Raw genomic sequence first — 15,812 nt, 5'->3', positions numbered from 1 at the left:
GCACCGGCAAGCGCTACCCCGCGGACCTTAATGCCGCCTATAACATCGCCGCCCGCGGGCATGTTGTTTACCAAGGGCGTGGCCGCAAGGCTACCGCCCGTGTGAGCTCGCAAACGCCGACCCACGCACCGAGAACCCCGGTCACCTTCTCCACGCTCTGGCAACAGAGCGCGTGAGAGTGATGGGAATCCGCGATTCTATTCTTTGAATGAATCGTCGGAGGGTTCAATGAGGACCGCTACTTATGGGAAGTGCGTATCGCCGGGCAATCTTTGCACTTCGATATCGAGATTACCCAGATGCTTCCGCCGGAGCGGTTTGCCTGGCGCTCCTTCAACGGTATCTCCAATAACGGGCACTTTCAGTTCACGCCCATCGAAGGCGGCACTCGTATTCACCTCACCCTGGAATACCGCCTGCATAACCGGCCGCTGGAAAAGGCCGTCCAGCTCGCCGCGAAACCTCTGTTGCATCAGCTGAGCCAGGACATCATCCGCCAAGTGGAGCGCCGCTTGGCCAAGCCGCCCGAACCGGAGCACGATAGCGACTCCTGAGTACGAAGGGCATAAGAAGAGCTGAGAACGTTAGCCATTCATATCGCTCAGCAACAGCAACACACCGAGGAAATAAAGCACCATGATGGTGACGCTTTCCCAGCCGATACGCCCCGGCCCCTGCTCCTGGCGGCGGATCAATCCCATCATCAGGATGCTCGACATCACCAGGGTCAATGACACCCAAAGGATCACATCAGCGGTCATGGTGTGATAGATGGACCCCGGGCGATAGGCGATGTCCGAGGCCGCCGTGAACAGGGTATCGAAGGCATTGCCGCCAATGATTCCGCCCACCGCAAGGGTCAAGGCACCCCGACGAACCGCGGCAATGGAGGTGACGAGTTCAGGAATCGAGGTGCTCACGGCGGTCAGTAGCACACCGACGGCCGTTTGGCTGAGCCCTGTCTTGAGCGCAATATTGTTCGCCGTAGGCGCCAGCACCCAACCAGCGAGACCCAGGCCGATCATCAGCAACAGGAAAGTGATGCATAACCGAGCAAGTGAAGGCATTGCCGAGGTATCGTCCGGCGTGTCTTCGCGCGTTTCGCGTGTCACCGAGGGTTTCCACATGGGATACAGCCGGGCGCCCCGCACCAGATGAATGCCATATATGTAAAGCACCAGCAGTATCGGCGTGATCGGGTGAATACCCCACAAGGAAATGCCAGGCAGCGTGGGGGCCAGAAGAATCAGCCCCAGAAGAGTTATCAACAGGGCATTCTGCAACATGTTTGGTGCGGAGGCGGCCGCATGTTCCAGGTTCGCACGCCGATAGGCCAGATCGGCCACCACCAGAAACAAGGTTTGAACGGCAATGCCTCCCAAGGCATTACTCATTGCCAGTTCGGGATGCCCTTGCCAGGCAGCGGTAACCGAGAGTACCGAGCCGCCGGCCGAGGTCGATGCTCCCAACAATACCGCACCGGCGACCGCCTCCCCGAGCCCCGTCCGGTCAGCGAGCTGGTCGACCACACGGGTAATCCATATACCCAAGACGGTAATGACCAATGCGCATAGCGCGAAGACTCCCACGCTTTCGGACAATGACCAGCTGGCAGGACTCAATGGATCCAAATCACCCCCTTGACTCGCGTGGGTGACGGCTTTCCTCACGCCGTCCACACGACTCTCGAGACTTCTACACCGCTCTCAAGACTTCCACATGGTTTTCAAGACTTCTAGTTACAGCAGACTTTTCAGAACAGACTCATACGCTTCATCACTCCATCGCGCTTTATCCACCAGTGAAAAAGCGCGCCGGCAATGTGTAACGCCACCAGCACCACGATCACCCAGCCCAACCAGGCATGCACAAGGAATAAACGCTCGGACAAGGCCTCGTTTTCGCCGATCAATCCCGGCAAGTTCCAGTGAAAGAACTGCACCGGAAAGTCGCCGCTAGCGGTGGCCAGCCAGCCGATCACCGGCATCACCAGCAACGTCAAGTACAGCAGATGATGCACACTGGTGCTCAGCACCCGCTGGAAGGTGGGGAGCGGAGGATCATGAATCGGCACCACGAAGCTCAGACGGCTGATAATGCGCAGCGTCATCAGAATCAGCATCATCACGCCCAATGTCTTGTGGGCCGTATAGAGTAAATTGGTCATGGGCTCGCCAAACCACCTTACGGCTCCTTCGAAGCCGAGATAGCCCAACGTAAGCCCGATAGGTAGCACCAGCACCAGCACGGCAGCCACCAGCCAGTGCAGCACCCGATGCGGGTAGGCATAGCGATCCAGTTCCGTCATGTCGTTCTCCCGGAAGTGATGAGGGCAAGTCGTCTTTCAGACTGTCTTTCATACTAGTAGAGGCAAGCGTTGACTGTGCAGTACCCGGCTGAGACAAACATGGACAGGAACAACTGGCGAAAAGACATGTCGAGAACAGGTATCGAGAATAAGTAGCTAACTTGATACATACGACCCCAACAGCAAGGAGCACGAGAATGAGCATGCAGGCACGCTATTTCACTATCAATGACTATCCCCAGGGCACGCCGCAACCCGAGCTATTCGAGCTGCACAGCACCGAGTTGCCTGGCTTGAAAGATGGAGAAGTGAGAATCCGTAACACCTGGCTGTCGGTCGACCCCTACATGCGTGGACGAATGAGTGGCGTCACCACCTATGTCGAACCATTTGAACTCAACACTCCGCTTGAAGGCGCTGCAGTCGGCGAAGTGATCGAAAGCCGCGATCAGCGTTTTAAACAAGGTGACAAGGTACGCCACATGGGCGGATGGCGTGATATTGCCCAGCTCGACGCCGATACGCTGGAGCCATTGCCAAGCATCGAGGTGCCGGAACAGGCCTATCTTGGCGTGCTCGGCATGCCGGGCATGACCGCCTGGACGGGCCTGAACAAGATTGCCGAGATGCGCGAAGGCGACAATGTGCTGGTCAGTGCCGCCAGCGGCGCAGTGGGCTCCTTGGCGGTGCAACTGGCAAAAGCCAAAGGCGGCACCGTGGTGGGCATCGCCGGCGCCCCGGACAAGCTTGAGTGGCTGGAATCTCATGGAATCAAGGCGGTCAGCTACCGTGGCAAGAATGCCCAGCAATTAAGCGACGACCTCAAGCAGGCCTGCCCCGACGGCTTCGATGTGTACTACGAAAATGTGGGAGGCGATTGCCTCGAGGCGGCTCTCGACAACCTACGCGTAGGGGCGCGCATCGCAGTGTGCGGCTTGATCGCCGACTACAATGCCACCAAGCCCAGCACAGCACCCGGTAACCTGGCGATGATCCTGATTCGGCGCGTGCGCATGCAGGGCTTCATCATTTTCGATCACTGGTCACACTATCCGCAGTTCCTCGAAGAGGTCGGCCCGAAAGTCGCCAATGGCGAAATCGACTATGAAGAAACCATCGAAGACGGCCTGGAAAGTACCCCCGATGCCTTCCTCAAGCTGTTTGAAGGCGCGAACAAGGGCAAGATGCTGGTGCGGCTGTAAACGCCTTGTGTAATAGTCATTGAGCGTTGCCGTCCAAAGCTCCGAGTCTTTCCGATTAAAGGCGGTCGTCGATATAACGCTTCAATTTCAGGGCATCCTGGGCGCCGCAGGCCTGCTTGGTGTTATTGAAATAGGCGTAGACATCCCGGCCGTCCTGAAGCTGTTCGATAATCCACCGGGCTTTTGCAACCAGTAACTGCGATGAATAATTTCCGGCGTAGTTATCGCCGTGAAAGCGTAGATAGGTCCAGTCCGCGGTGATGATCCTTGGGTGATCCTCAAGCATGTCATGAAGGCACAGTGCCGCGGCATGCTTGCGCAATACCCCGTAGACATCCTCGTTGAGCCAGCTTGGATCACGCAGCTCGACCACCCAGCGCCACTTGCTGGGCACTTGTTCCAGAAACGTATCCAGGCGTTCCGGTCGTACCCGCCATCGGGGCGGCAATTGCAGCAGGACTGGGCCAATGTACTTTTCAAGGCGTTCGGCCACCTCGACAAAGGCCGGGACACTCTTCTCCGGATCCTTGAGGCGCTTGATATGGCTGCCGTAACGGCTGAACTTGAGGGCATACTCGAAGCCTTTTGGCGCCGCTTCGCGCCAGCTATCGAAGGTCTCGGCGGTCGGTAGGTTGTAAAAGGTATTGTTGATTTCCACCGTGTCGAACTGCTCGGCATAGTAATCGAACCATGCCTTTTGCGGCATGTCTTCCGGGTAGAAACGCCCTTTCCAATCACGATATTCATACCCGGATGTGCCGATGCGCAATCGACCTATCGGCGTTTTGCTGCGTTCCGTCTGCTTGGTCATGGGACACCCCCCGTAAAAACCGAGTATAGTGGCCATTTGAACCATTGCGAGCGAGCATGGGTCGAAGTTCGATAGGCTAGATCCCTATTCTGCCAGGGAAGCACCACCAGCATGCATAGCGAGAAAGCTCATGGAGATAGTTCGTTGAGAAAGCTCGCGGAGATAACTCGTGGAAAAAATGCATGGATAAGAAAGTGCATGGAGAAACAGTGCAGAACGAGCGCGCCTGCTCGTATGGATGCGAAAAAGAATACAGGAGTCGGCGCAACATGGTAGTGATGAGGTAAAACGTTATGGAAATATCCCGTCTGTTTTTAACCTGTTGCCTGACGGGCCTGCTGCTGACCGGTTGTGCCGGCAAAGGGCAGGCGCACGACGAACCGGAAATACTTCAGCAGGGTGTGGCGTCCTACTACAGCGACCACTTCCAGGGCAAGACCACCGCCAGCGGTGAGCCTTTTGACCAGCAAGCCTTGACCGCCGCGCATCCAGACTTGCCGTTCGGTACCAAGGTGCTGGTCACACGGCAAGACAACGGCCGCGAAGTGGAAGTGCTGATCAACGATCGCGGTCCTTACGTCAAGGGACGCATCATCGATCTCTCCAAGCGCGCCGCCAGAGAGCTTGGCATGTTGAAACGTGGCACAGTCCCGGTATTGGTCACCTCGTTGGAGTAAGGGTCTCGATTATCCAAGACGCAGGCCCAGCCAAAGGGCCACCACCAGCGAGTACAGCGCCGTCTGTCCCAGTACCGGGTTGAGTGCTGAGCCGTCGCGTTGCCAAAGCGTCACGTTCAAACCCAACGCCGCCAGCCCGATACATCCCCAAGCCACCCAAGCCCAGGGTGCCAGCGCAAAGGGCAGCGATACCAGCCACGGTCCGAACGTCAAGAGGCTGAACAGCCACCGATTGGCTTGCAGCCCTAGGCGCACCGCCAAGGTCAGCTTACCGGCGCGGGCATCGGTATATCGGTCGCGCAGGTTGTTGACCACCAGGATCGCGGCCACCGGCAACCCCACCAGCGAAGCGGCAAGTATCACCCCGCCATGCAACGGGCTCTGCTGGGCCAACAAGCTTCCCAACACCGCCACCGGCCCAAAAAATAGCCAGACCGCCACTTCCCCCAGCCCCAGATTGGCATAGGGACGGCGCCCCCCGCTGTAACCGAGCACCCCGAGCAACGCCAGTCCGCCCAATCCCCACAGCAACCAATGGCCGAAGATTACCAGCCACAACCCCGTCGCTACGGCGATTCCCAGCATCAGCATCAGCCCTACTTGCAGCTCACCGGCACTCAACAACCCGGCTTGAAGCGCGCGCGTCGGACCCAGCCGGTCATGCTGATCCACCCCCGCTAACCCATCGAAAAGATCATTGGCCAGATTCACCGCCAATTGCAACGCCAATGCACAAACCAGGCAAAGAACAGCGGTCAGCCAGGAAAAATGGCCCGGCGCGACCAATACCTGACCCAACACGATAGGCCCCACCGCCGCCGGCAAGGTGCGCGGACGCAGCGTTTGCACCCAGACTGCCATCTTGCTCATGCTAAGGCCTGCTTGAAGATACTTGATATGCGTCATCAACTCTCTACGTTATATTGCTGGGTTATGCTGGCTACTTACGCTAGCAGCTTATTTTACCTACTCTTTCAACCTTCGATTTCTCTACCCACTATTTTTACCTACATTCTTTCAAGGAATTGAAATGTCTCCCGAATGGTTGTCGCAGGTTCTACTGCCCTGGGTATTGGCCAGTGTGATGATGGCCATGGGTCTCAACCTGACAAAGGCCGACTTCGCCCTCACTTGGCGCCATCCACGCCGCCTATTGCTCGGCTCGAGCCTGCAGATTCTAGCATTGCCGTTGCTGGCCTGGGGACTCGTGTTATTCCTCCCCCTTTCACCGCTCGCCGCCGCCGGATTGTTGCTGGTCGCGCTGGTGCCGGGTGGGGCGACCTCGAACATGTTCAGCTACCTGGTGCAGGGGGATTTGGCTTTATCCGTCAGTTTGACCACCATCGCCGCGATACTCGCTCCCTTCACCCTGCCGCTGGTCATGGGCTGGAACCTGGAATTTCTGGGATTGAGCGGCGCGGGGCTGCGCCTGCCCTACTGGCATACCGTTGGCCAACTTCTGCTTGTCACCCTGGTGCCCGTGCTCACCGGCATGCTGCTGCGGCGCGTGCTTGGGACGCAAACACTCGAATGGATACTGCCCAAGGTAAAGGTGCTGACCGGCGTGGCGATGATTGGTGTAGTGACGGCGCTGTTCTTCAGCCATGCGCAGCGTCTTCCTTCACTGTTCAGCATCGAGACGTTGGCGGTGCTGCTGATGTGCGTGCTGAGCATGACCCTGGGGTATCAGATAGCGCACCGCTTACGCCTCCCCCATGCTAGCGTACGTGCCATCACCGTTGAAGTCGGGGTGCAAAACGCCGGTGTGGCGATGATGGTGGCTTTTACCATTCTGCAACAGCCGGGCATTGGCCTGGTGCCGCTCCTTTACGGCCTGTTGATGAACGTGCCGGTTTTTCTATGGATGTTCGCCTGCCTGTGGCGAGACCGTCAGCTGGCTGCCACCCTGGAACGTTCCTGACGCCGGCTTGCCCAGCCGGCCGTTCAAGAGCCGCTTATCCAGCCACGTTCTCTCATCCTATTTCTCTGAAAAGTATGGATTTTTTACTCTAAACCGATTACTTCTCCCGGCTTGGCGGCTCTGTCTTACTTGACTAGACTGACTGAATAATCAGCAGATTCAGGCTCAAGGAAAGGCGATGGCAAAGCTCAAGGAATACCGCCGCAAGCGTAACTTCAAAAGCACCCCTGAGCCCGCCGGGGAACGCCATGACGACGCCTCTGAACATAGCACTTCCGGGCATGGCACTTACGAGCATAGCTTCGTGGTGCACAAACATGCGGCGAGCCACGACCATTTCGACCTGCGGCTAGAGCAGGAAGGGGTGCTGCGCAGCTGGGCGCTGCCCAAGGGTCCCAGCCTTGAACCCGGCGAAAAACGCTTGGCGATACAGGTGGAAGACCATCCTTTGGAGTACGCCGATTTCGAGGGCGTGATTCCCGAGGATGCATACGGCGGTGGCACCGTCATGATCTGGGACCGAGGCCAATGGAAGTCCCACAGCGAGCAGAAGGAAGGTCACCTCGACATTGAGTTTGATGGTGAAAGACTCAAAGGCCGCTGGACGCTGACCCGCATGCAAGGCGACAAGGACAAAGATGCCCAGGATGGCAAGCAGTGGCTGATGATCAAACGCAGTGATGACGACCGACGCGATAAGCCCGAGGTCAGCATCGATGAAGACAGCAGCGTCGTATCCGGGCGCAGCATGGCCCAGATCGCTGAAGATCGCGATGCTACCTGGGCGTCACAAGATGGCCAAAGCAACGCAAACGGCAATGAAAACAGCCAAGCCTCCCTTCTCGACCCAGGCTCGCTGAAAGGCGCCCAGCGTGCCGAGCTTCCCGTCGATATCAGGCCGCAACTGGCCACGCTGGTACACGAAACCCCGGATACCGACGCCTGGATTCACGAAGTAAAATTTGACGGCTATCGCATCCTGGCCCGTATCGAAAACAATCAAGTACGCCTTATTACCCGCAATGGCAAGGATTGGGCGGACCGCCTCCCCAGACTTGCCGAATTATTGACGCAGCTACCGGTAAAAACCGCCTTGCTTGATGGCGAGGTAGTGGCGCTGGCCAAAGATAGCATCAGCAGTTTTCGTCACCTCCAGGAGGCCATGAGCGACAAACGTACCGATGATCTCGTCTACCAGGTGTTCGACCTGCCCTACCTGGAAGGCTACGACCTGGGGAAGGTGCCGCTTATCGAGCGCAAGCACGCTCTTTACCAATTGCTTCAAGCCGGTGGGTTCAAGGACGACAGCCAAATACGCTACTCCGAGCATACCCAATCCCAAGGGCCGGCATTTTATGAGAAAGCCTGCCGCATGGGGCTCGAAGGCATCATCAGCAAACGTGCCTCCAGCCACTATCAGGAAAAGCGCAGCAAGGATTGGCTCAAGACCAAATGCGTCATTCAGGAGGAGTTCATCGTCGGTGGCTACACCGACCCCCAAGGCTCACGCAGCGGCTTCGGATCGCTATTGATGGGGGCGTTCGATAAAGACGACCGGCTTGAATATGCCGGGCGTGTGGGTACCGGTTTCAGTAGTCTGCAGCTCGAGTCGCTGAGCGCCACCCTCCAGAAGCTGGAAACCTCTCGCTCGCCGTTCAATGCCTCGGTGCCCGATGAACGTTCCGTTCATTGGGTACGTCCGGAACTGGTGATCGATGTGGAATTCACGCAGCGCACGCGGGATGGGCGTTTACGTCATCCCTCATTTCGTGGGCTGCGCGAAGATCGCAACCCAGAGGAAATTTGCGTGAGCCGCAACAAGCCAAGTGCCGCCGCTCCCTCGAACGACAAGCCATCCGAAGCCGGGCCTTCAGGACAACGCCGTAAGCAAAATCGAGCCGACAAAGATGAAACCGAAGTGCTCGGCGTACGGCTCACCCACCCTGATCGCATCCTGTTTCCCGAGCAAGGCCTGACCAAGCTCGATCTGGCCCGCTACTACGAGGATATTCAGGACTGGATACTGCCGCACCTGGCGCGACGGCCCCTCTCGCTGGTGCGTTGCCCCCAAGGGCGCACGGATGAGTGCTTTTTTCAGAAGCATCCCCGCAGCGCCATTCCCGACAGTGTGCCGCGTGTAAAAATCCCGGAAAAACAAGGCAGCGCCGATTACCTCTATGTCGAGTCGGCCGCGGATCTGGTGGGTCTGGTTCAGGCCGGCGCATTGGAAATCCATCCGTGGGGAAGCCATATCGACGACATCGACCACCCGGACATTCTGGTTTTCGACCTCGACCCCTCTCCCGGCGTGAACTGGAAGGAGGTCCTGCGCGTGGCCGGCACGCTTCGCGACCGCCTGGAATCACTCGGCATGCAAAGCTTCGTGCGCACCACCGGCGGCAAGGGGCTTCACTTGGTCGTGCCGTTGGTGCCCGAGGCCGACTGGGAGCAGGCCAAGGCTTTTGCCAGGGCGGTGGCGCAATTGCATGCCAATGACGACCCTGAGCGCCTGACCACCCAATCATCCAAGACTCGGCGCGAAGGCCTGCTGTTCATCGACTACCTGCGCAACGGGCGAGGCAACACGGCGGTGGCCTCCTATTCCGTACGGGCACGCCAAGGCGCGCCCGTCGCCGTGCCGGTACGTTGGGACGAACTCAATGCCGGCCTGCGTGCCGACCGCTACAGCGTCTCGAACCTGCGCCGACGCCTGGCGGCACTACGTGAAGACCCTTGGGAAGGTTTTCTGGATGCAGCCCGCCCGATCAATACCAAGCTCCTCAAGGCCGTGGGGCTCTAGCTAATATCGGAAGTGGCTGAACGGATAGCGCTTTATTACGTCCAACGCTGGATTACGTCCAACGCTGGATTACGTCCAACGCTGGATTACGTCCAACGCTGGATTACGTCCAAATAACCACGCAGCTATCCGTTTTCAACCAAGTCATTTTCAACCAAGGAGCCTCCCCATGGCCTTCACCGCTACCGACCCCATCAAAATGATTTTTGCCGTTCTCTTACCACCTGTGGGCGTTTTTCTGGAAGTCGGGTTCAAGGGCCACTTCTGGCTGAATCTTCTGCTGACGCTATTTGGCTATATTCCGGGCATCATTCATGCCTTCTACGTCATTCTCAAGCATTAGACAGGACCGGGCATACGGAAAAGGCGTCGCTCAACTGCAGCGACGCCTGAATCTCAAGCCTGTTACCAATGCAGCTTCAAAAAAACCGCAGCTTCACAAAACCCGCAGCTTCACAAAACCCAAAGGCTTGGGAATCTGGCCTGCTCATGCCGGCCGCTCGCGCCACAACTGAGCAATATCCGGTGGAAGCTGGCTGGCGACATCCTCGGCTTCACCGTCGCTGATTTGGGCGCGTACCGTGGCGAATACCCGGCGGGAAATCGACTCCGCCTCTTCAGGGCTAGTTTCAAGGTCCGAGGCGACCATTTCAATGAACTCATCCTTGCCGAAGCGTTGCGGGGCCGAACTTTTATCGATTCCACTATGCTTGAGCAGCTCCCGTAGCTTCAGGGGAAGCTGTGCTTCCATCTTGCTGGTTTCGGTAGGCTGAATACGTTTTTCCAAGGCACCCAACACCGCTACACTGGCCCTTTCCGCCTCTTCCTTGCTCATATCGCCGGGCGTGCACAATTCATTGAGAAAGTGGTGATAGGTGTTAGAGGTGCGCCCTTCATGACGCTGTTTTTGCTGCTCAGTTCTAGGTTGATTAGCCATCTCTGAAATTCCTCCCTGGTTCGAGATTCTAAACCTGACATCACTCGGGCAGCGGGAAACGAAACCTGGCGTTGTGCAGCAATGCTTATGCCCCCGCAGCTATACAGAGTGTGGTAAAGATTCCCGCAATAGGGCAAGCACTCAGCACCTGCTGGTGGTATTTTTTGCAGCGCATAACGGCTATGCCAGGGCGCCGTCGGACTCGGAATCCGCGGGCTTTTTCAAATACCGCAGCAGCTCTTGAACTTGCGCAAGCTCCCACACGGGCAAGGGTCATTGCGGCCCGGCTTGAGCCGAGTAATATCGGGGGTCCCATCCAGATAGAACCAACGGCCCTCCTCGCGCACGAAACGTGAAGCTTCTTCCAGTACCGCCCAACGCCGCCCTTCCCTGAAGGTGGCACGAAACGCTACCCGCCCGTTGTCGCCTACCTCTGCGCTTTCGAGTATTTCGAGGCGCAGCCAATGTGTCGAACTATCCGGTGCCAGGCTTGCCGGGCGAGTACTCGGGTGCCAGCTTGCCAGCAAGTAGTCGGTGAGATTCAACACGAAAGCGCTGTAACGCGAACGCATCAGCGCTTCGGGCGTTGGTGCCGGCTCACCGGCGTGATAGCGCCCGCAACAGTCGGCCAACGCCTTGCCACCACCACAACGGCACAAAGAGGCATTGAGTGCGTTTTTGAGAGGGCTTTCAAGAGTACTCATTCAGCGTTCAACCTTTTGTGTCATGGGCGAAATGCACCAGACGCACATCCACGGTGACCGTGAGCGATTCCAGCGCCGCGGCTCTCGCCCGGCCTTCGGCGCTGGCGCGGTAAAGGTGCGGGGTCATGGCGAGCAGATCGGCAATGCTATCCGCACCGTTCAGTTCGAGCGGGTAGCGGATTGCTTGTGTATTCAGGTGCGCAAACCCTTGCGGCAACTGGAGCTCTCTGGTGCGCTCCACCTTCAAGGTGGGGTAGATGATCTCACGCAGTTCACGCAGATGGTCCGGCCCGGCATCCACCTGCAGCAGCATGCCGCCCGGCTTGAGTACTCTGGCAAATTCGTTGTACACAGGAAAGCCGAACATGCACAGCAGCAGGTCCAGCGTGCCGGGCTGTACGGGCAGGTTTGCGTTGCTACCCACCAGCCAACGGCTGCCTTTGTCTTGCTTGGCGGCGGCGAGAATCGCCCATTTGGAGATATCCAGCCCCGCCAGCGCCAGCGTTTGCTCTTTAGATATCGCTTTCGCCAAGGCGCGCAGGTAGTAACCTTCCCCGCAGCCGGCATCCAGGCAACTGAGCGTGGCATGGCTCGGCAACCCCTTCAGCGCGGCCTGGCTGAGCGCATCGGCGATGGGTTGGTAATGCCCGGCATTGAGAAAGCGTTGGCGTGCCGCGACCATCGCCTTGCTATCGCCGGGGTCGCCTGAACGCTTCTGCTGTACGGGCAACAAATTCACATGGCCTTGCTTGGCAATATCAAAGCTATGCCCTGTCGCACAGCGCCATGCGTTGCCGTTTCGCTGTAACGGGTCACCGTCCAGCGGGCAGGCCAACGCTTGAAAAGGGGTAATGCTCATAGGCTGTCATCGCCTTTCGGATTAGTGTTCATTGGCATCGCCGCTGAGGAGATGCGAGCACCGGGTTCTTCGCCAAGGGCGATATCCTGATGGCTGAGCACCACCACCTCTCTCGGCCACCATTCAGGGTGATTATCCCGGATGAAGGCCATCAACTTCTCCCGGACATGCATTTCCGCTACCCAGCCATCCATGGGTTCAGATGTCATGAGATAACAAGCAATCGTCTGGGCCATGCCGGTTTGCCCTGTCACGTAACACAACAGCTTGTGGTGTTCGATGATATTGTCTTCTTGCTTGGCATACTCCAGGAATTTTTCCCTGAGGAGCTCGATATCGGCGCTCAAGTGAAGGGTTAACTCCAGAGTTCGGTACAACTTGGAACTCTTGACCGAAAGGTTCTCGAAGGGCTTGGAGACGAAATAGGTGACCGGCACGTTCAAGCGCCGCTCGTCCCACACTCTCAGCCGAATGAAGGTATAGAAAATGCCTTCCACATAGCACCACTGCCCTTCGAACATTATCAAATCGCCGATGCGTATGGGCTTGGCTAACGACACCTGAAACGAGGACAGGATATTGCCCAGCACTGCCTGACCCGCGATACCCACCAGCACCGTCAGGACACTGGCCGACGCCAGCAGCGACATCCCCAACGTCTCGAAAAGCTGGATCTGACTCAGCACATAGACCGCAACCGCGATAACCGTGATCAGGATGATGACCCGACGCAGCGCGTAGAGCGACGTCAGGAGCTTGCGATCGTCCTTGGGTTTGGTGTCATCGATCGGCCCCACGAGACGCCGTGTCACGTCAAGCAGAATGGTGTCCACCAGACGAAGCGCGATGGTAGCAACACCCCAGGCGACGATGATAATCAGCAGCACGCGAATGAAGGTGGTGGCCACGGCAGTGAAGGAGACTACGTAATTGAGCAGTACCTGGGCAACCAGCGACATGACGAGCAGCGACATAGGTGCTCTGATCCAGCCGGCGAAGATGCTTGGCCAGCCGGAAGGGAACAAGTGCGCCATCAACCCGACCAGACCGTAGACACTCCACCCCACCAGGCCAATCGCCAGCAGGAAAATCGGAATGGCGATCCACTCCCAGATCCGGAGGATCCCGAACGAGGCCTTGAAACGCTTCGGGATATGCCGCTCCAGCCACGATGGGCCAAATTCCTCATAAAGAGGAAGGATCGACGAAACGCTATCCGGCGTAATCAGCCAGACGGCCTCCGCTTCCTCTTCACCCACCCGATAGCGGCCCAGGCGAATATCATAGGTTTGGCCATTGGCCTGGAGTGATGCCAGCTCGATATTGCGGCGTGGCTCTCCTGTCTGGGGATGTTGACCCGACGGGTCCTGAATGGCGGCGTCCTGGCGCCCGGGAAGGTCGGAAATATTGAGCCACTCACCACGCCTGAGGATCTCAGCCAGCTGACTGGCTAACCGGGTTCCTCGTTCTCGCTGCTCGGCAGGCTCCAGATTGGAAAGATTGAGGATATGCGCCGCCGCAGCGAAGTCTTCCTCATCGGCAAGCTCCAGAAAGCTCCGAATAGACTCACGCGGCGTCAGCCGATTGACCTTCTCGGGCGCCTCGTCAAGCCCCGCGTTTAACGAATCGACAGAGAACCATTGCCGCTCATCACTTTCATTCTCACTCTCGTTTCCACCCTCGCCCTGCTGCATTTGCGCCACACCGGGGCCGGAAAACATCAATGCTACTGACAACACTGCCCACAGTAACCACGAGCCGTTTACGTTCATATACGTCGTCCGATTGCGATGTTTCACCTCATCGTAGCGTATTACATTCTTGAGGTGTCCACTGTTACTGGGCACGATCAGTTCCGACGCCATCACCCTGCGAGCCTGCAATGCCTCGACGGATGCTCAACAAAGATGCCAATCTGGCATGTAAGGTTTTCTTGCTCCACCCCACTAAAGCCTAGACCTGACGAGCGGTGGTGACGGCAGGTCTCAAGTGCTCAACAATTCGACACGACGAGGTGTGACATGAAAATGAAACTTTTGACTGCCGGCCTGCTTGCAAGCCTGATGATGGCCGGCTCGGCCCTAGCCATGGACTCCGAAGCCGTCGAGAAGCATATGGCCAAGATCAACGACAATTACATCAAGACTGCCGAGGAAGAAAGCAAGATCAAGGCGCTTGAGCAGAAAGTCTCAGAGCTCGAGGTCATGATCCAGATGATGCTCGACGACCAGGATTCCTGACCGTTATCAGAGCCCTGATGCCAGACTACGAGCTCCCGGCGAATCACGCCAGGGGCTCGTCATATCATGAAGCCGCAGACTGTCACATCCAGAGGGTCCACTCCTATAGGTTGGCTGCTCGACATGGCTTTGACGGCCTCGATGGCTTCGGTGTTGTTGACCGTTTCGAGGCGAATGGCAGGAAGGGTTGGTGTCAGCATGGCTTTCAATTCAGGAATCTCACCCTACGCCTGCTTGCCCACCAGCCAATGGGTCACGCCGAGCGCCAGCACGATGGCCGCGATAGCCAGCATCTCTTCGGCTGAGATGGTGGCAATATCCAGGATGATCACCTTACGCGCGATAGCCATCAAGGCCGTCGCGATGACCAGCCGAATGGGCAAGACATTGGTGCCCAGGTAAAGCCGAATGTTGATGAAGATTTCCACGGCGATCAGCACCACCATGAAGGCACCGAAAATAACGAAAATGTCGGCGACCTCAAAAAGCATTACCGGCGGCGAGATGAACTTGGTATAAAGCACATAGATGACATCCAGGACGCCCCAGATGATTACCAGCACCATCATGATCGCAAGTAGCTTGATGGCGAAGCGAATGATGATATGCAACCGCCTGATCAGCGGATCTTCATGCTCCTTCGGCAACTCGTCATGCAACAGCCTGTGCGTCTGAGGTGTTTCCTTATCATCGTCTTGCATCGATTTCTCCCGATCAGCCCCACGAAACCAGGCGTTGATTAGTCAAGGTGCGACTCAGCAGATTCACCGCATGCGCAAGCGCCACTTCCAGGTGGGCCTTGCCGTCTTCGCTGGTGAATATCTGTATTGGTTGATTCGACATGACTTATTTTCTTTCCCTGTCTTTTTGACCGAGTGACACAGCATAACGGGTACTTCGCCCCCCGCCAGGCAGCTTGTGCAGGCAGTCCTTCTCCAGCAGGTCGGTCAAATCCCGTGTTGCCGTGGCCTTGCTGACCTTGGCCAACGACTGGTACTTGCGAGTATTGATTCCCTGATGAACTACCTCCAGCTAAAGCAAGGAGGTTTCCAGTCTACCCTGACGGGTCGACCTTTGTTGTAGAAAGCGTCGCTGCCTCAACGTGAGACAAATGAAGACTGTCCGAGGTCTCGGGGCTTATTCCAGACGTCTCGACCGTCGAGACGTGGGAGGCTGCCAAACTGGCCAGGCCGTCCTCTCGGCTTTCTGATTTTTTACCTGATGGCCGTTCGCCCACCAGGGGAAGATCACTCTCCAGGTGCTTCTTACCTCGTCTTGCAATGGTCTTGCGCGGTTTTGCCTTAGCAGCAAACGCTCCGCTCTTGATGTCTCTGACGCCTCGCTTGGCGATAT

The 15,812-nt window shown here is 57.3% G+C and carries 20 protein-coding genes; 7 read left to right on the top strand and 13 right to left on the bottom strand.

The features are described from left to right. Positions 1-251: 251 nt before the first annotated feature. Positions 252-554 carry an SRPBCC family protein gene (locus DU506_RS18715; protein ID WP_114488385.1) on the top strand — a complete coding sequence of 101 codons (303 nt, stop codon included), beginning with the start codon at positions 252-254 and terminating at the stop codon, positions 552-554. Positions 555-584: 30 nt separating this feature from the next. On the opposite strand, the gene DU506_RS18710 is transcribed toward DU506_RS18715, so the two are convergent. After that, positions 585-1,631, bottom strand: a complete 1,047-nt coding sequence (locus DU506_RS18710; protein ID WP_114488384.1) for a sodium:calcium antiporter — start codon at positions 1,629-1,631, stop codon at positions 585-587. A 122-nt stretch (positions 1,632-1,753) separates the two neighbouring features. Next, positions 1,754-2,308 carry a cytochrome b gene (locus tag DU506_RS18705; RefSeq protein WP_114488383.1) on the bottom strand — a complete coding sequence of 185 codons (555 nt, stop codon included), beginning with the start codon at positions 2,306-2,308 and terminating at the stop codon, positions 1,754-1,756. Positions 2,309-2,511: 203 nt separating this feature from the next. Between DU506_RS18705 and DU506_RS18700 the strand changes: the two genes are divergently transcribed. Next, positions 2,512-3,510, top strand: coding sequence for an NADP-dependent oxidoreductase (locus DU506_RS18700; protein ID WP_114488389.1), 999 nt, complete (start codon positions 2,512-2,514; stop codon positions 3,508-3,510). A 55-nt stretch (positions 3,511-3,565) separates the two neighbouring features. Here DU506_RS18700 and DU506_RS18695 read toward each other — a convergent pair whose 3' ends face one another. Further along, the gene (locus DU506_RS18695) at positions 3,566-4,321 is read right to left on the bottom strand and encodes a DUF72 domain-containing protein (protein ID WP_114488382.1); all 756 of its coding nucleotides are present in this window, start codon (positions 4,319-4,321) and stop codon (positions 3,566-3,568) included. A 293-nt stretch (positions 4,322-4,614) separates the two neighbouring features. Between DU506_RS18695 and DU506_RS18690 the strand changes: the two genes are divergently transcribed. After that, positions 4,615-4,998 (top strand): septal ring lytic transglycosylase RlpA family protein, encoded by a 384-nt coding sequence (locus tag DU506_RS18690; protein ID WP_114488381.1) that lies wholly within the window; start codon positions 4,615-4,617, stop codon positions 4,996-4,998. Positions 4,999-5,007: 9 nt separating this feature from the next. Here DU506_RS18690 and menA read toward each other — a convergent pair whose 3' ends face one another. Beyond that, entirely contained in the window at positions 5,008-5,868 is an 861-nt protein-coding gene (gene menA / locus DU506_RS18685; protein WP_114488388.1) for a 1,4-dihydroxy-2-naphthoate octaprenyltransferase, read from the bottom strand. Between the two features lie 160 nt (positions 5,869-6,028). Here menA and DU506_RS18680 point away from each other — a divergent pair, with 160 nt between their 5' ends. From DU506_RS18680 to DU506_RS18670, 3 genes are all read left to right on the top strand, one after another. Continuing rightward, on the top strand, positions 6,029-6,919 hold the full coding sequence (locus DU506_RS18680; protein ID WP_114488380.1) for a bile acid:sodium symporter family protein: 891 nt from the start codon (positions 6,029-6,031) through the stop codon (positions 6,917-6,919). 178 nt (positions 6,920-7,097) lie between these two features. Continuing rightward, positions 7,098-9,719, top strand: coding sequence for a DNA ligase D (gene ligD, locus DU506_RS18675; RefSeq protein WP_114488379.1), 2,622 nt, complete (start codon positions 7,098-7,100; stop codon positions 9,717-9,719). A 169-nt stretch (positions 9,720-9,888) separates the two neighbouring features. Next, on the top strand, positions 9,889-10,062 hold the full coding sequence (locus tag DU506_RS18670) for a YqaE/Pmp3 family membrane protein (protein WP_114488378.1): 174 nt from the start codon (positions 9,889-9,891) through the stop codon (positions 10,060-10,062). Between the two features lie 144 nt (positions 10,063-10,206). On the opposite strand, the gene DU506_RS18665 is transcribed toward DU506_RS18670, so the two are convergent. The 4 genes from DU506_RS18665 to DU506_RS18650 form a co-directional block, all read right to left on the bottom strand. Beyond that, positions 10,207-10,656: a DUF2267 domain-containing protein gene (locus tag DU506_RS18665; protein ID WP_114488377.1), complete on the bottom strand. Its 450-nt coding sequence runs from the start codon at positions 10,654-10,656 to the stop codon at positions 10,207-10,209. Positions 10,657-10,877: 221 nt separating this feature from the next. Next, entirely contained in the window at positions 10,878-11,360 is a 483-nt protein-coding gene (locus DU506_RS18660) for a YchJ family protein (protein ID WP_114488376.1), read from the bottom strand. Positions 11,361-11,367: 7 nt separating this feature from the next. Beyond that, on the bottom strand, positions 11,368-12,219 hold the full coding sequence (locus DU506_RS18655) for a putative RNA methyltransferase (protein ID WP_114488375.1): 852 nt from the start codon (positions 12,217-12,219) through the stop codon (positions 11,368-11,370). Then, a complete protein-coding gene (locus DU506_RS18650; protein WP_114488387.1) occupies positions 12,216-13,991 on the bottom strand; it encodes a mechanosensitive ion channel family protein in 1,776 nt (591 codons plus the stop codon). Before DU506_RS18650 ends, DU506_RS18655 begins: the two co-directional genes overlap by 4 nt. Before the next feature lie 249 nt (positions 13,992-14,240). Between DU506_RS18650 and DU506_RS18645 the strand changes: the two genes are divergently transcribed. After that, positions 14,241-14,459: a hypothetical protein gene (locus DU506_RS18645; protein ID WP_114488374.1), complete on the top strand. Its 219-nt coding sequence runs from the start codon at positions 14,241-14,243 to the stop codon at positions 14,457-14,459. Between the two features lie 59 nt (positions 14,460-14,518). Here the strand turns inward: DU506_RS18645 and DU506_RS21785 are convergent, their stop codons facing one another. The 5 genes from DU506_RS21785 to DU506_RS21780 form a co-directional block, all read right to left on the bottom strand. Continuing rightward, positions 14,519-14,659 (bottom strand): hypothetical protein, encoded by a 141-nt coding sequence (locus DU506_RS21785; RefSeq protein WP_181870823.1) that lies wholly within the window; start codon positions 14,657-14,659, stop codon positions 14,519-14,521. A gap of 24 nt (positions 14,660-14,683) precedes the next feature. Next, positions 14,684-15,160 carry a phosphate-starvation-inducible PsiE family protein gene (locus tag DU506_RS18640; protein WP_181870822.1) on the bottom strand — a complete coding sequence of 159 codons (477 nt, stop codon included), beginning with the start codon at positions 15,158-15,160 and terminating at the stop codon, positions 14,684-14,686. Positions 15,161-15,173: 13 nt separating this feature from the next. Continuing rightward, positions 15,174-15,302, bottom strand: a complete 129-nt coding sequence (locus DU506_RS22605; RefSeq protein ID WP_268877345.1) for a hypothetical protein — start codon at positions 15,300-15,302, stop codon at positions 15,174-15,176. Between the two features lie 3 nt (positions 15,303-15,305). Continuing rightward, positions 15,306-15,470 (bottom strand): hypothetical protein, encoded by a 165-nt coding sequence (locus DU506_RS18635; RefSeq protein ID WP_268877346.1) that lies wholly within the window; start codon positions 15,468-15,470, stop codon positions 15,306-15,308. A gap of 43 nt (positions 15,471-15,513) precedes the next feature. Continuing rightward, positions 15,514-15,812: hypothetical protein (locus DU506_RS21780; RefSeq protein ID WP_181870821.1), on the bottom strand; the 299-nt coding region annotated here is incomplete at its 5' end.

The organism is Vreelandella rituensis, assembly GCF_003336665.1.
In the GTDB taxonomy this organism is placed as follows: domain Bacteria; phylum Pseudomonadota; class Gammaproteobacteria; order Pseudomonadales; family Halomonadaceae; genus Vreelandella; species Vreelandella rituensis.
The sequence above is the reverse complement of the archived record's forward strand: the minus strand, read 5'-3'. Positions and strand labels throughout refer to the sequence as shown.

What these genes read in the sequence shown, in the direction of transcription:
- DU506_RS18705 (WP_114488383.1), bottom strand. Translation starts at nt 2,308, where the DNA reads ATGACGGAACTGGATCGCTATGCCTACCCGCATCGGGTGCTGCACTGG.
- DU506_RS18700 (WP_114488389.1), top strand. Translation starts at nt 2,512, where the DNA reads ATGCAGGCACGCTATTTCACTATCAATGACTATCCCCAGGGCACGCCG.
- DU506_RS18695 (WP_114488382.1), bottom strand. Translation starts at nt 4,321, where the DNA reads ATGACCAAGCAGACGGAACGCAGCAAAACGCCGATAGGTCGATTGCGC.
- DU506_RS18690 (WP_114488381.1), top strand. Translation starts at nt 4,615, where the DNA reads ATGGAAATATCCCGTCTGTTTTTAACCTGTTGCCTGACGGGCCTGCTG.
- menA (WP_114488388.1), bottom strand. Translation starts at nt 5,868, where the DNA reads ATGAGCAAGATGGCAGTCTGGGTGCAAACGCTGCGTCCGCGCACCTTG.
- DU506_RS18680 (WP_114488380.1), top strand. Translation starts at nt 6,029, where the DNA reads ATGTCTCCCGAATGGTTGTCGCAGGTTCTACTGCCCTGGGTATTGGCC.
- ligD (WP_114488379.1), top strand. Translation starts at nt 7,098, where the DNA reads ATGGCAAAGCTCAAGGAATACCGCCGCAAGCGTAACTTCAAAAGCACC.
- DU506_RS18670 (WP_114488378.1), top strand. Translation starts at nt 9,889, where the DNA reads ATGGCCTTCACCGCTACCGACCCCATCAAAATGATTTTTGCCGTTCTC.
- DU506_RS18665 (WP_114488377.1), bottom strand. Translation starts at nt 10,656, where the DNA reads ATGGCTAATCAACCTAGAACTGAGCAGCAAAAACAGCGTCATGAAGGG.
- DU506_RS18660 (WP_114488376.1), bottom strand. Translation starts at nt 11,360, where the DNA reads ATGAGTACTCTTGAAAGCCCTCTCAAAAACGCACTCAATGCCTCTTTG.
- DU506_RS18655 (WP_114488375.1), bottom strand. Translation starts at nt 12,219, where the DNA reads ATGAGCATTACCCCTTTTCAAGCGTTGGCCTGCCCGCTGGACGGTGAC.
- DU506_RS18650 (WP_114488387.1), bottom strand. Translation starts at nt 13,991, where the DNA reads ATGAACGTAAACGGCTCGTGGTTACTGTGGGCAGTGTTGTCAGTAGCA.
- DU506_RS18645 (WP_114488374.1), top strand. Translation starts at nt 14,241, where the DNA reads ATGAAAATGAAACTTTTGACTGCCGGCCTGCTTGCAAGCCTGATGATG.
- DU506_RS21785 (WP_181870823.1), bottom strand. Translation starts at nt 14,659, where the DNA reads ATGCTGACACCAACCCTTCCTGCCATTCGCCTCGAAACGGTCAACAAC.
- DU506_RS18640 (WP_181870822.1), bottom strand. Translation starts at nt 15,160, where the DNA reads ATGCAAGACGATGATAAGGAAACACCTCAGACGCACAGGCTGTTGCAT.
- DU506_RS22605 (WP_268877345.1), bottom strand. Translation starts at nt 15,302, where the DNA reads ATGTCGAATCAACCAATACAGATATTCACCAGCGAAGACGGCAAGGCC.